This is a genomic window from Novosphingobium sp. ERN07 (assembly GCF_012641335.1).
Classification (GTDB): Bacteria; Pseudomonadota; Alphaproteobacteria; order Sphingomonadales; family Sphingomonadaceae; genus Novosphingobium.
On the sequence record NZ_JABAID010000015.1, the window covers coordinates 18,643 to 31,486 of the forward strand.

The following is a 12,844-nucleotide window of genomic DNA, read 5'->3' on the forward strand; positions in this document are numbered from 1 at the left end:
CCTGACAACGATGATTTGGGAGCAGGACAGCAAAGGAGCGCGCCTTTTGGGCGTGCTTGCCGCGACGGCGCTTTTCGCGTCAATGCCTGCACGCGCGAACGACAGAGCCGATGCCGACACGGCGGGGGCGGCAGTGCTTCCTGCCGCCGTTGCGACAGCGGTCACGGCAGGGGCTACGACCGCGCAATCTGCACCCAGTCGCCTTGTTCTGCCGCGCAGTGCCTATCCTGAAACGCACGCCGATGCTTTGGTAGAGCAGGTGTTCGGCCAGCGTGTTGCCGATCCATTCCGCTGGCTTGAGGCTGATCCGCGCAGCCAGCCCCAAGTGGCGGGCTGGATGGCGCGGCAGAACGCGCTTTCGGCTGACTATCTGGCCAAGCTGCCGCAGCGTGATCGCTTTGCCGCACGCATCCGCAGCCTTTTCGATTTTGAGCGCTATGGCTTGCCGCGCAAGGCCGGGACGCGCTATTTTTATACGCGAAACAGTGGTTTGCAGAATCAGTCGGCGCTGTGGATGCGCAAGGGTTTTGCCGGGCCGCAACGGCTGTTGATTGATCCGAATGCGTGGAGCGCAGACGGATCGCTGGCGATGGCGCAGTGGGAGCCTTCACCGAGCGGCAAGTTCGTAGCCTTTGCCGAGCAGGAAGCCGGGAGTGATTGGCGCACCCTGCGTGTTGTTGAGGTGGCGAGCGGGCGATTACTCGAAGAAAGGGTGCGCTGGGCCAACGACACCGAAATTGCGTGGATCGGTGATGAAGGCTTCCTCTATTCACGCTTTCCCGAACCCAAGGCAGGCGAAGATCCGCGCGCGCCGCGCTTTGACAAGGCCGTGTGGTTTCATCGCGTGGGCAGCGGGCAGGAGCAGGACGAAAAGGTCTATGCCACGCCCGACCACCCTGAATGGAGCCATAAGGCGCAGGTGACCACGGATGGCCGCTGGGCTTTGATCGTGAGCGAGGTGAGTACTGATCGACGCAATGCGGTTCACCTGATCCAGTTGGAAGGACGGCGCGCCGGCCAATGGAAGGCCGAGCCGCTGGTGCCCGGAATCATCGATCATTGGCGGCTGGTGGCGGGGATCGGCAACCGGTTGTGGTTCCTGACCGACCGGGGCGCGGCGAACTATCACCTCGTCAGCCTTGATCTGGCGCAACCGAGGGACGGGTGGAAGGTGGTCGTGCCCGAACGCGGCAATGTGCTGGAAGGCGTTCGCATGATCGGGGACCGCTTCCTGTTGTCCTATTTGAAGGACGGGCAGAGCGTTGCGGTGATGGCCGACCGAAAGGGGCGGCCCGGCAAGGCGATCACATTGAACGGCATCGGCACGGCCAGCGGATTTGGTGGTCGTCCCGGTGATACCGAAACGTTTTATCAGTTCACCAGCTTCAACATGCCGCCCGCGATATATCGCATGGACCTGCGCAGCGGTGAGGTGACGCCGTTTGCAGTGCCAAAGGCGGGCTTCGATCCTGCGGATTACAGCGTGGAACAGCGCGTGTTCACATCGAAAGACGGGACGAAAGTGCCGCTCTATGTTGTGCGGAAGCGCGTGCTGGCCCAAGCTGGTAAGCCGCTGCCGACACTGCTTTACGGTTACGGTGGCTTCGATATCTCGCTGACGCCCAGCTATTCTCCGGTGCGCATGGCGTGGCTTGAAGCGGGCGGGGCTTTTGCGCTGGCCAATATTCGCGGCGGTGGCGAGTTCGGCAAGGCCTGGCATGAAGCCGGGCGGCGCGAGAAAAAGCAGAACAGCTTCGACGATTTCATTGCGGCAGGCGAATATCTGATTGCGCAAGGCATTACTGCCGAAGGTGGGCTGGCGGTCCAGGGATCGTCAAACGGCGGATTGCTGGTGGGCGCTGTAGTGAACCAGCGGCCCGATCTGTTCGCGGCTGCCAATCCCGATGTGGGCGTGATGGACATGCTGCGCTTTGACCGGTTCACCTCTGGTCGGTTCTGGGTGGACGATTATGGCCGACCGGATCGCGAGGAAGACTGGCGCACGCTGCGCAGCTATTCGCCCTACCATAACATTGTCGAGGGCCGGGACTACCCTGCCGTTCTTGTCACCACGGGCGAGAACGACGACCGCGTGGTTCCGGCGCACAGCTTCAAATATGTCGCCGCGTTGCAGGCCGCGCAGATCGGTGATCGTCCGCATCTGCTGCGGGTGGAGCCACGCGCGGGGCATGGCGCGGGTAAGCCGGTGGACAAAGTGATCGCCAGCGGCGCGGATGTGCTGGCGTTTCTGGCCTATTGGACCGGGCTTGAGAAGGATGCTGCGCGGCAATGAGACCGTTCATGTAAATTGACATTTTTATGAACGGCGGCTGTCATGGCGGTTCAGCGCCGTCTCAGCGCGAATCAGGCAAACCTTCATCTGTGGCGGGAAAGGCCCGCCGAAGTTGAAGGATCAAAGCCATGAAGACATTCTCCAAGGCCCTGGTCGGAACTGCCGCAGCCGCTGCGGTTGCAGTGTCTTCGGCCACCCCGGCGATGGCCCGTGATCGCGGCGGAATCGACGGCGGCGATATCATTGCCGGTGCGCTGGTGATCGGCGGCATCGCCGCGATTGCAGCAGCGGCAGGCAGCAACAATGACCGCTACGACTATGACCGCGTTGGCTATGGTGGCAATGACTGGCGTGGTCGCGATGGATGGAACGATGGCCGCAATGGCAACTGGGGCAACAACAACTGGGGCCGCAGCAATCCGCGTGTGGCGGTGGAGCAGTGTGTTAACGCTGCCGAACGCAATGCCGGGCGTGTGAGTTGGGGCCGTAGGGCCGACGTGACGGACATCCGCGACGTGCGCAGCACTCGCTGGGGCTATGAAGTGCGCGGGCGGATTGCAGTGAACACGCAGGGCCGTGATTGGCGCAATGGCGATGCGCGCTATGGCCGGGGTTGGAACAACGACTATCGCGGCTGGAACTCGTCGCTGCGCGGCTATGACAGCGGTTCGTTCAAGTGCAGGATCGAGCGCGGTCGGGTGGTGGACATCGATTACAGCGGCATCCGTGGGTTGTAAGCCTGCGTGAAAATGACGCTGCGGGGCGGGCGGTTCAGGCATCGGAAAGCCTGAACCGCCTAGCCTTGGTTATAGAATGGGACGCCGGTGTGCTGCCACGGGATAGAGGCGGCAACCGGCAGGACGGGATTTCAGATCATGGCAGGACGCATCACGAAATTCGCATTGGCCGCCGCCGGTATGGCCACGGCGCTTTTGCCACTTGCGGCCGAGGCGCGGCCTGGATGGAATGGCAGGGGCTGGAATGGCGGTGGTTGGGGAGGACGCGGCTGGCACCGTGATCGCGGGATTGATGGCGGTGACGTTCTGGCCGGTATCCTGATCATCGGCGGCATTGCCGCGATTGCCAGTGCGGCCAGCAACGCCAGCAAGAACCGCGAACGCAGCGTTCCGCAGGACGATGGCTACCGCTATCGCCCTGAAGATGCCCCGCGCAATGACGATTGGCGCAGCGAAGGCCGCGTGCAGGACTGGCAGGGCAGCGGTCAGGTGGGGCAGAGCAACCGCGATGGCTATGGGCAGGGCAGCGCAACGCGGGGCCTTGATCAGGCGGTCGACAATTGCGCGACCGAAGCATCGCGCGGGGGTGAGGTGGATGAAATCTACGACGCCACGCGCAACGGCAGCGGCTATCGCGTTGCGGGCAGGCTGCGCAATGGAGACAGCTTTTCTTGCGATGTGAACGCGCAGGGCGGTGTGCTGCTGGATATCCGGCGCGGAGCGCGCTGACGCGCATCGTTGAGAGAGGCCGCATCAACGTTTCTTTTTGTGGTCCCTTGCCGTAGGCGCTTTGGCTGATTATCGGCTGAGAAAGGCTTTCAACAAGGAATATCGGCCGATGACCACTTTCGACGACCGCGAGAAGGCATTCGAAGCCAAGTTTGCCCGCGACGAGGAAATGATGTTCCGCGTTCACGCCCGGCGCAACCGCCTGCTGGGCGTGTGGGCGGCTGAGCGTATGGGCCTCGATGCGGCAGAGACGGAGGCTTATGCCAAGTCTGTGGTGCAGGCCGATTTTGAAGAAGCGGGCGACGAGGACGTGGTCCGCAAGCTGCTGGGCGATCTGGTTTCTGCCGGGATCGAAACCGACGAAGCGGAAATCCGCGCGGCGATGGAAGCCAAGCAGATCGACGCGCGCCGCCAACTGATCGGCGAAGTCTGATGGCGATGCCCGCTGCCGAGATCGAGGCGATGATCCGGGCTGCCTTGCCCGACGCCGAGATCGAGATTACCGATCTGGCGGGTGATGGCGATCATTATGCCGCGCGTGTCGTTTCGGCCAGCTTTGCCGGGATGCCCCGCGTGAAGCAGCACAAGCTTGTGTACGAAGCGCTTGGCGGGCGTATGGGCGGCGAACTGCACGCCTTGCAACTTACCACTGCCGTTCCCAATTGAGGGCGGAAAGGAACACCAAATCCCATGTCGACCGACCAGCGCATTTCCGAGATCGTCAACGGCAATGACGTCGTACTGTTCATGAAGGGTACGCCGCTGTTTCCGCAGTGCGGCTTTTCGAGCAAGGCGGTGGCCATTCTCGAACATCTTGGCGTGGAATATGCCACTGTGGATGTTCTGCAGGACATGGAAATCCGTCAGGGCATCAAATCGTTCTCGGATTGGCCGACGATTCCTCAGCTCTATGTGAAGGGCGAGTTCGTGGGCGGATCGGACATCATGATGGAAATGTTCCAAGCCGGCGAACTGCAGCAGGTGATGGACGACGCGGGTGTGAAAGCGGCCTGATGCGGTGATCATGGCGGCGGCAGGAAACTGCCGCTGCGGCCACAATTTGCGGCAAGAACAGGGCGCGGTCGGCAATTGCCGGTCGCGTCTTTTTTGTAGGTTCAGGTTTTGGGAAAGTCCCGGGAGAGGCGGAGCCAAGGGAGACCGGGGGGACTGGCTCCGCCTCGAGAAGAAATTACTCTTCGGGACGACTGGTACTATGCAGGCACCATGCCAGAATTGTCAAGGCATTATGAATAAAGGATTTTGCCTGTTTTGCGGAAATCTAACAAGCGCTGGTTGTAAAGCGATCCGACAAGATCGACGGGCTTGGCAAGCGATCTGCACCGCCCCATGATGCCAGCGTGATGGAAACGCATGATATCGAGCCGGAACACTGGCTGGCAAAGACGACTCCGGCGGCGACGATCGTCATCTTCCGGCGCGATCCCGAGGGCGGCCCGGCGCAGATACTGATGGTAGAACGCAACGCCAGCCTGAAGTTCGCAGGCGGCGCCACGGTGTTTCCCGGCGGCAAAGTCGATCCGGCGGATTTTGAGTTGGCTGCGCGGATTGCGGGCGACGGTGCGGATATTGACGATCTGGCCGGGCGTGTGGCGGCGATACGCGAAACGCTAGAGGAAACAGGCCTGGTCGTCGGGATCGAAGGATTGGTCGATGGCAGGATCGCAGCCGAAGCACGGCGAATGCTGATATCGGTGGGTGATCTGGCACAAGTGCTTGATGCCTATGGCTGGGTGCTTGTACCCGAACGGCTGGTATCGTTTGCGCGGTGGTGGCCAAAGCACCGAACTGAAAGAATTTTCGACACCCGCTTCTATCTTGCCGATCTTGGCACCGGAGCGGTGGATATCGAAGTGGATGCGACCGAGAACCGGCACCTGTTCTGGGCCAGTGCGCAAGGTGCGCTGGATCTGGCAGCGGAGGGACGGATCAGGATCATCTTCCCGACGCGCCGCAATCTTGAACGGCTGGCACAGTTCGCGACCTTCGACGATACCCGAACCCATGCTGAGGTGACCCCGGTTGAAACGATCAGCCCGTTCATGGAGCAACGAGACGGCGCGGCTTGGTTGATGATCCCCGACGGCCTTGGCTACCCGGTGCGCGGAGAACCTCTGGAAAACGCGCAAAGGGGCTGATCCGCTTAATTACCTAGCTCGCGTGAAGCGCGCGTTCAGGCTTTCGGCGTAATGGTGCCGATATGCTCTCAGCAAAGCGCGGCACGATGTCTGGAACGTTTGCCTTGCCTTCATCGCCACATCCGCAGCAGATTACACGCCCGGACGATGAGGTGCCGCTACCTCGTCCGGTCGAGGTGGACGAGCGCCCTGTCGATTCGCCAGTCCATGCTCTGCAGCAGAAGCTCATGCGGCTTGAACCGCAAGGCGAAGCTGATGATTCGGGGGAAAGCAAGCTACCGGGCTGGCTTAGGCTTGGCCTGCCACTTATTATGTCGATCAGCCTGTGGTTTGTAATCATTCAGTTTATCGGCGTGTTCTGGGCCAAGTAATCTTACGTAACGAATTGTTGACTGTCGGCCCGATATCCAATGCTTCATGCAAAGCCCAATCGACAAGCTGACACCCGATCAGATCCTCCGCCTTGCGCGCATCGTGGCGATTGTCACCGCGCTCGCGCTTGGCTTTGGATATGTCACCGATCTGTTGACGCCGGTGTCGGCGGGCATCGGGTCATTCGTGTTGACGTGTTCGCTGCTGCTTGCCGCGCCGCGCCAGAGAGCCACCGAATTGCTGGGCGCAGTCGCGGTGTGGCAATGCTTTGCCGAGTTCCTCTCCACGCTGGAAAGCGGTGAGTTTCAACTGTGGCGATTGGCTGTGGCGGTGGCGACGCTGGGCATGGCAATGGCAGTGATCCGCGTGCAGCACTTGCGCGCGCTGATGAGGAACCACCCCCAAACAAAGGTCGGCGATCTTGATCGCCGCACTGTTGGCGGCATTGGCGTTTTGCCTCCAACGGACGCCGAACTGGTGCAATTGCGCAAGGCCGAAGCTATGGGCCTTTGAGCACTGTAGGCGGGGACTAGGCGTTATCCTTCTGGCTGATCTTCGGCTCTACCAGCATGGCATCGGCCAACGCCTTGTAATCGGCGCAGTCTGACGTGCCCTGCAGCTTTGCCTGCAAGGCCCTGTAGTGGCTAAGTATCGCGGCACCCAACGCAGTCAGTCGTGCCCCGCCGCCCTTGGCACTGCCGGGTGAGGTTTCCACCAGTGGTTCCCGCCAACAGCGGTTCATCGCATCGACCAGCAGCCAGGCGCGGCGATAGCTCATATCCATCGTGCGTGCAGCGGCGGAGATCGATCCTTCGCGAACGATGGCATCAAGCAGGTCTGCCTTGCCCGGTCCCATCGCGATTTCATCGCCGCAATAGAGCTGAATCTTGAGTTTGAGGCGCTGCATCGGCGGTAGGTTACCGGGGGGCAGGGCAGCCTTGCAACTTGTTTCGGCGACCACTAGCACGCTGCGATGATCGCCCAAGTCGAACCGTTTCACGCCATCGCCGTCAGTCGCCTCGCGCATGATATGGAGGCTGCGGGGCACAGCGTCATCCACATGGAGTTCGGGCAGCCTTCCACCGGGGCACCTGCACGCGCCATCGCGCTGGCGCACGAGGTGCTCGACAATGAAGCGATGGGCTATTGGGAAAGCGTTCCGTTGAAAAAGCGGATCGCCCGCAGCTATGCCGAAAACTATGATGTGCAGGTAGAATGCGAGCAGGTCATTCTCACCTGTGGTGCTTCTCCGGCCTTCGTCATGGCGCTATCGTGCTTATTCAGACCGGGTGCGCGCGTGGCTTTGGCGCGGCCGGGATATGTGGCCTATCGCAACACGCTGAAGGCGATGTATCTTGAACCGGTCGAGATGGAATGCGGCCCGGACGAACGGTTTCAGGTGTCAGCGGCGGCGCTCGATGCGCTTGATCCTGTGCCGGATGGGTTGATCGTGGCCAGTCCCGCCAACCCCACCGGCACGATCATTGAACCGTCCGAGATGTCCGCGATTGCTGAGGTTTGTCGCCGCAAGCTCATCAAGGTCGTCTCCGACGAAATCTACCACGGCCTCAGCTATGGCACGAAAGCGGCTTCGATGCTGGAGCATCTGCCCGATGCGGTGATCGTCAATTCGTTCTCCAAGTATTTCAGCATGGCGGGCTGGCGGCTGGGCTGGTTGGTGGTGCCGCCTGCGCTGATCGACGCGGCGCGGGCGCGGATGGGCAACCTGTTCCTGACGCCGCCTGTGCTGGCGCAGAAGGCGGGGCTGATGGCCTTTGAATGCCGCGACGAACTGGACGGGCATGTCGAAACTTATGCGCGTAACCGTGCGATCTTGCTGGAAGCGCTGCCGCAGATGGGACTAGGCCGCATCGCCCCGCCCGATGGTGCGTTCTATATCTATGCCGATGCCAGCGAGTTCACCGACGATAGTTTGGCGATGTGCAAGGCGCTGCTGCGCGACACGGGCGTGGCAACCGCGCCGGGGATCGATTTCGACCCGGTGAATGGCAAACGCTTCATCCGCTTCAGCTTTGCGGTTTCCACGCCGCTGGTGGAAGAAGCGGTGCGGCGGATCGAGCCGTGGTTTGCCGCGCGGCGAGCGGTCAATCCGGAACAAGCACCATCTTGAGCGCACCCGCCTCGCGCGCTTCGAACAGGCGATAGGCTTCTGCGCCTTGCGACAGCGGCAAGCGGTGGCTGATGTAGCGTTCCGGTTTCAGCCGTCCCGATGCGACCAGCGGGAACAGCGAGGGCAGTTCTTCCGGCACGGAGCAGGTGCCAATGCGGAAGGTCAGCCCGCCCGCAAAGGCGCGCTCCAGTGGGAAGGGGAAACGGCGCGATTGCTGGACGCCGATGACCGATACCGTGCCGCGCACGCGGACAAGACGCAGCGCCATGTCCACGGTAGCGTCAGAGCCGACCACTTCGACCACGCAATCAAGGCGCCTGCCAAGCGTGTCTTCCTTGATCCGGGCCGCCGCTTCATCAGGATGCAGCGCGATGGCGCCGAGTGTTTCGGCCATAGCGCGGCGTTCGGGCACTGGATCGATGGCATAGACGACATGCGCACCCATCACGAAGGCGCTTTCCACTGCCATCAGGCCAATCGGGCCAAGCCCGATCACGCCGACCGACGCACCGGGGCGGATATCGGCCTGCCTTGCGCCGAACCATGCGGTAGCAAGGGCATCGGTCATCATCAGCGCCTGATCGCTGCTGACGCCTTCGGGAACGGGCACGGCGTTCGTGTCCGCCGCTGGCACGCGCACGGCTTCGGCTTGCGATCCTTGCAGCTTTGCCGAAAGGCCATAGCAGCCAGAGGCATTGTTTTCGCAGGTGTTGACCACGCCGGAAAGGCACGACCGGCAGGCACCGCAGCCGACGGCAGCGGGGATCATCACCTTCTGGCCCACCTTCAGCCGATGAACGCCACGCCCCACTTCGACCACTTCACCCACGGCTTCGTGGCCGACGCAAAAGCCGGTGTCTTCGGAAAAGCCGTGGCCGTGATAGATGTGCAGGTCCGATCCGCAGATCGAGCAGGCATCGACCCTGACGATGGCATCGCGGTCAGACTGCGGCGTCGGATCGTCCATGCTTTCATGGCGAATGTCGCGCGCGCCGTAATAGCGAAGAGCCTTCACAGCGTAAGCCCTCCATCGACGACAAGCGTGTGGCCGGTGACATAGGACGCCAGCGGCGAGGCAAGGAAGATCGCCGCGCCTGCCATGTCGGCTGGAGTGCCCATGCGGCGCTGCGGGATACTCGCCAGCGCGCCTTCAAGACGCTGCGGATTGGCGGTGGTGACTTTGGTCAGCTTGGTATCGACAAGGCCGGGTGCAAGGCCGTTGACGCGGATACCGTCAGCCGCAAAGGCTTGGCCAAGCGTCTTAGTCAGGCTGATCGCGCCTGCTTTCGATGCGGCATAGGCGGGATTGCCGATGTTGGCCTTAAGGCCGGAAACCGAACTGACGATCACGATTGATCCTTTACTGTCAGCCAGTTGCGGGCGAAACTTCATCGCGCAGTGCATCACGCTGTCGAGGTTGACCGCCATCACCTTGTCCCAGCCTTCACGCGCAAACTCACCGCGTTTGTAAACCACGGTGCCCTGACACAGCACGAGGACATCGAGCGCGGGGAAGGGGAGCAAGGCAGCTTCCACCGCATCGGGGTCGCCCACGTCGACGCAAGCGTAACCAAGGCCCGAAAGATCGGAACCATCGGCAGGATCGTAATCTGCGGCAGAGGCGCGGGTGCCCCAGACATGAACCTCAGCGCCGCGCTGGCGAAAGGCGTGGGCCACGCCATTGCCGATGCCGCTGGAGCCGCCAACGACCAGCACCCGCTTGCCGGTGAAATCGGTATCGTCGATCATCGCTCTCCCTTTCGGTCGCTAATTGCGACTCTCACATGCAGACTAACCGCCTTGCCAAAATGCGAAAGGCCCCCGCCTTCGGATGAGGACGGGGGCCTTTGCTGTCATGTTCTCTCGGCTCAGAAATTCGCGCGGACGCGGATGCCATAAGTGCGGGGGCTGCCGGGATAGGCGTTCCGGTCCCCCGTTTGCAGCGGCGTGGGGAAGGTCTGCGTGAACCATGTCTTGTCGAACAGGTTCTGCACCCAGCCTTCGATCAGAACGCCCGTCTGCGGCAGTTTGAAGCCAAGGTTGGCATTGACCAACGTCACCGGCCCTTGTTCGTCCAGCGTGGCGGTGCTGATCAATTGGCGGCTGGTATATTGGGCCTGAACGCGCGCCAGCAGGTTCAGATTATCGCCCAACGGCTGATCAAGATTGAGCGTGGCGTTGCCCGAAAACTTCGGCGTGAAGCGGAAGCGCGAGCCGGAAAGAACGGGGTCGATCCGGGCATCGACGCCATACTTCGCGTGAGGAATCCATGTGCCGTCAAGGCCGAGCGTCAGCCCATCGGTCAACTGGAACATGTTTTCGATCTCTACGCCATAATCCTTGGCGGACTGGGCGTTCAGCACCGTGAAGCGCAGGCCGATGAACTGCGCAATCTGCAAATCGGACAGGTCGTAATAGAAGAATGCGATATTGGTGCGGGCGCGACCGTCCATATACTGGAACTTGCCACCCACTTCGAAAGCGTTGACCTTTTCCGGCTTGTATCGCGGATCAAGCGGGGCCTGCGCTGGGGCGTTGCCAAAGAATCCGGCGCGGATCGCTGCGGGCAGGGCGTTGTAAACTGCCGCGTTGTTGATCAGTGTGCCCGCCGCGTTCACGTCCATGTTCACGCCGCCCGCCTTGAAGCCACGGTTGTAGGTGGCATAGAGCATCACGTCGTTGGTCGGCCGGTATTGCAGGCCCAGCGTGCCCGAAAGCGCCTTGTTTGTGGAGGTTTCATCGTAAGCTGGCGAGGGCGCTATGCCGAGTAGGGTGAACACGTCTGTCGGGATCGGGCGATAGAACGCATTGTTGAAGAAGCCGCGCTTCTTTTCGACCGAATAGCGCAGGCCGGTGATCACGTTGAACTTGTCGTTCACCGCGAAATCGAGGTGGGCAAACCCGGCATAGGATTTGGCGGTGCCGCCCATGCGTTCGGTCGTCCACGTTCCGGGCCCGGCGAATGCGGTGCCGGGCGCGACGCCAAGGCTTGCAAAGATCGCGTCCCAATAGAACTGCGCCTGGCTGGCCCAGGGCAGGCTGCGGCCCATGCGCAGCTTTTCGTCCGAGAAGAACGCACCGATTACCGCTTCGGCATTCAGCGCAGGAATCTTGGTGTTATAGACCAATTCCTGCGAAATGAAGCGGCTTGAAAAGCTCTCGTTATAGCGGAAGATGTCCGCGCCAGAGAAATCGGGATCGAGATCGCGCTGGTCCACGGTGAACTTGCGCACCGAGGTTATCGATTTGAGTGTGCCTTCACCGATCTGCGCATCGATCAGCAGTGTGCCGCCGTAATCCTCGATCTCCTGATTGCCATCGCCGTTCAGCGTCTGCTGGAATTTCGATGGATCGCGCGCAGGAAGCACGCGGCCCGTTGGCGTCATCGCAGTGGCAGGGATCAGTCCGGCCAGAACGCCAAGGAATTGCTGGCTGCTCGAAGGCTGGAAGCGGGTGAGCAGGTCGATGATCGGCTGGGTGGGGCCATCTACGAACGCCGAGGTCGCATAGCAGCAATTGCCATCGCTGAACGAATAGTCGCCAATCAGGCGAATGGTGAGGTTCTCGTCGGGTTCAAACAGAAGCTGGCCTTTGACCGCACGGGTCTTGGTGCCGTTCAGATCCTTGCCGGTGGTGCTATCGGTAAAGAACCCGTCCTGATGCGAAAACAGCCCGGCAAGGCGAACTGCCACCTTGTCGGACAGGGGCGTCGTTACGGCACCGCGCGCGATCAGCGTGTCATAATTCGCGTAAGTCACTTCGGCCACGCCGCTGGCTTCGTTGAGCGATGGCGCGGCGGAGCTGAGCAGCAGCGCGCCGGCGGTGGTATTCTTGCCGAACAGCGTGCCTTGCGGACCGCGCAGCACTTGCAGGTTTTCGATATCGAGGAAGTTCTGAAGCGCAGCGGCGGCGCGGGTGCGATAGACGCCATCGATGAACACACCGACAGACCCTTCGAACGAACGACTGTTGCCGGTGGTGCCTAGGCCGCGAATGATCAGGTTGGCGCTCGATGTGGCGATATTGGTCACGCGGAAGCTGATCGAAGGGCTGATCGCCTGAATGTTCGCCACATTCTCCACGCGGGCCTGCGCCAGCGTTTCGGAATTGGCGGCGGTGATCGCGATGGGCACATCCTGCAGGTTTTCCGTGCGGCGCTGCGCGGTAACGATGATTTCGGCCAGACCGGTGGATGCAGGTTGATCTTCGGCCTGCTGTGCCAGCGCGATGTTCGGCATGACCATAGCGGCGATCACTGCGCCCAAAGCTGTGCCGCGTGAATAAAGCGTTTTCATCCTACCTCCCAATGCCGGCCTTTGTGGCGGCTTATGCTGGATTGGCCTGCGCTTGCTGTTCAGGCTGGTCTTGCCAGACTGGACAGTGGCAGGTCGCAGGAGCATTGTGCGTTTAATCGCTTAATTGATCT

At 61.4% G+C, this 12,844-nt stretch carries 14 protein-coding genes; 10 read left to right on the plus strand and 4 right to left on the minus strand.

What is annotated here, in order from left to right:
• The first annotated feature begins 82 nt into the window (after positions 1–82).
• From HGI47_RS16630 to HGI47_RS16670, 9 genes are all read left to right on the plus strand, one after another.
• The gene (locus HGI47_RS16630) at positions 83–2,293 is read left to right on the plus strand and encodes a prolyl oligopeptidase family protein (protein WP_168853902.1); all 2,211 of its coding nucleotides are present in this window, start codon (positions 83–85) and stop codon (positions 2,291–2,293) included.
• A 128-nt stretch (positions 2,294–2,421) separates the two neighbouring features.
• Entirely contained in the window at positions 2,422–3,030 is a 609-nt protein-coding gene (locus HGI47_RS16635; protein WP_168853903.1) for a hypothetical protein, read from the plus strand.
• Between the two features lie 138 nt (positions 3,031–3,168).
• Entirely contained in the window at positions 3,169–3,759 is a 591-nt protein-coding gene (locus HGI47_RS16640) for a hypothetical protein (RefSeq protein ID WP_168853886.1), read from the plus strand.
• A 109-nt stretch (positions 3,760–3,868) separates the two neighbouring features.
• Complete coding sequence (locus HGI47_RS16645; RefSeq protein ID WP_168853904.1) at positions 3,869–4,192, plus strand: DUF1476 domain-containing protein; 324 nt, start codon at positions 3,869–3,871, stop codon at positions 4,190–4,192.
• Positions 4,192–4,425 (plus strand): BolA family protein, encoded by a 234-nt coding sequence (locus tag HGI47_RS16650; protein WP_168853905.1) that lies wholly within the window; start codon positions 4,192–4,194, stop codon positions 4,423–4,425. The genes HGI47_RS16645 and HGI47_RS16650 overlap by 1 nt, the downstream gene beginning before the upstream one ends.
• Positions 4,426–4,449: 24 nt before the next feature.
• Positions 4,450–4,773, plus strand: coding sequence for a Grx4 family monothiol glutaredoxin (grxD, locus tag HGI47_RS16655; protein WP_168853906.1), 324 nt, complete (start codon positions 4,450–4,452; stop codon positions 4,771–4,773).
• Between the two features lie 347 nt (positions 4,774–5,120).
• Positions 5,121–5,915, plus strand: coding sequence for an NUDIX domain-containing protein (locus tag HGI47_RS16660; RefSeq protein ID WP_206066254.1), 795 nt, complete (start codon positions 5,121–5,123; stop codon positions 5,913–5,915).
• 86 nt (positions 5,916–6,001) lie between these two features.
• Positions 6,002–6,286, plus strand: coding sequence for a hypothetical protein (locus HGI47_RS16665; protein WP_168853907.1), 285 nt, complete (start codon positions 6,002–6,004; stop codon positions 6,284–6,286).
• A 46-nt stretch (positions 6,287–6,332) separates the two neighbouring features.
• Positions 6,333–6,800 carry a hypothetical protein gene (locus HGI47_RS16670; RefSeq protein ID WP_168853908.1) on the plus strand — a complete coding sequence of 156 codons (468 nt, stop codon included), beginning with the start codon at positions 6,333–6,335 and terminating at the stop codon, positions 6,798–6,800.
• 16 nt (positions 6,801–6,816) lie between these two features.
• Here the strand turns inward: HGI47_RS16670 and HGI47_RS16675 are convergent, their stop codons facing one another.
• Positions 6,817–7,194 carry a winged helix-turn-helix domain-containing protein gene (locus HGI47_RS16675; protein ID WP_168853909.1) on the minus strand — a complete coding sequence of 126 codons (378 nt, stop codon included), beginning with the start codon at positions 7,192–7,194 and terminating at the stop codon, positions 6,817–6,819.
• Positions 7,195–7,260: 66 nt separating this feature from the next.
• On the opposite strand from HGI47_RS16675, the gene HGI47_RS16680 reads away from it, so the two are divergent.
• Complete coding sequence (locus tag HGI47_RS16680) at positions 7,261–8,418, plus strand: aminotransferase class I/II-fold pyridoxal phosphate-dependent enzyme (RefSeq protein ID WP_168853910.1); 1,158 nt, start codon at positions 7,261–7,263, stop codon at positions 8,416–8,418.
• Here the strand turns inward: HGI47_RS16680 and HGI47_RS16685 are convergent.
• The 3 genes from HGI47_RS16685 to HGI47_RS16695 all read right to left on the minus strand — a co-directional run bounded on the left by HGI47_RS16685 (position 8,393) and on the right by HGI47_RS16695 (position 12,713).
• Positions 8,393–9,433: an alcohol dehydrogenase family protein gene (locus HGI47_RS16685; RefSeq protein WP_168853911.1), complete on the minus strand. Its 1,041-nt coding sequence runs from the start codon at positions 9,431–9,433 to the stop codon at positions 8,393–8,395. The genes HGI47_RS16680 and HGI47_RS16685 overlap by 26 nt on opposite strands.
• Positions 9,430–10,167 (minus strand): SDR family NAD(P)-dependent oxidoreductase, encoded by a 738-nt coding sequence (locus tag HGI47_RS16690; protein WP_168853912.1) that lies wholly within the window; start codon positions 10,165–10,167, stop codon positions 9,430–9,432. Before HGI47_RS16690 ends, HGI47_RS16685 begins: the two co-directional genes overlap by 4 nt.
• Before the next feature lie 119 nt (positions 10,168–10,286).
• Positions 10,287–12,713, minus strand: coding sequence for a TonB-dependent receptor (locus HGI47_RS16695; RefSeq protein ID WP_168853913.1), 2,427 nt, complete (start codon positions 12,711–12,713; stop codon positions 10,287–10,289).
• Positions 12,714–12,844 lie beyond the last annotated feature (131 nt).

Coding starts and splice junctions, on each gene's coding strand:
- HGI47_RS16630 (WP_168853902.1), top strand. CDS start 83: ATGCCTGCACGCGCGAACGACAGAGCCGATGCCGACACGGCGGGGGCG.
- HGI47_RS16635 (WP_168853903.1), top strand. CDS start 2,422: ATGAAGACATTCTCCAAGGCCCTGGTCGGAACTGCCGCAGCCGCTGCG.
- HGI47_RS16640 (WP_168853886.1), top strand. CDS start 3,169: ATGGCAGGACGCATCACGAAATTCGCATTGGCCGCCGCCGGTATGGCC.
- HGI47_RS16645 (WP_168853904.1), top strand. CDS start 3,869: ATGACCACTTTCGACGACCGCGAGAAGGCATTCGAAGCCAAGTTTGCC.
- HGI47_RS16650 (WP_168853905.1), top strand. CDS start 4,192: ATGGCGATGCCCGCTGCCGAGATCGAGGCGATGATCCGGGCTGCCTTG.
- grxD (WP_168853906.1), top strand. CDS start 4,450: ATGTCGACCGACCAGCGCATTTCCGAGATCGTCAACGGCAATGACGTC.
- HGI47_RS16660 (WP_206066254.1), top strand. CDS start 5,121: ATGGAAACGCATGATATCGAGCCGGAACACTGGCTGGCAAAGACGACT.
- HGI47_RS16665 (WP_168853907.1), top strand. CDS start 6,002: ATGTCTGGAACGTTTGCCTTGCCTTCATCGCCACATCCGCAGCAGATT.
- HGI47_RS16670 (WP_168853908.1), top strand. CDS start 6,333: ATGCAAAGCCCAATCGACAAGCTGACACCCGATCAGATCCTCCGCCTT.
- HGI47_RS16675 (WP_168853909.1), bottom strand. CDS start 7,194: ATGCAGCGCCTCAAACTCAAGATTCAGCTCTATTGCGGCGATGAAATC.
- HGI47_RS16680 (WP_168853910.1), top strand. CDS start 7,261: ATGATCGCCCAAGTCGAACCGTTTCACGCCATCGCCGTCAGTCGCCTC.
- HGI47_RS16690 (WP_168853912.1), bottom strand. CDS start 10,167: ATGATCGACGATACCGATTTCACCGGCAAGCGGGTGCTGGTCGTTGGC.
- HGI47_RS16695 (WP_168853913.1), bottom strand. CDS start 12,713: ATGAAAACGCTTTATTCACGCGGCACAGCTTTGGGCGCAGTGATCGCC.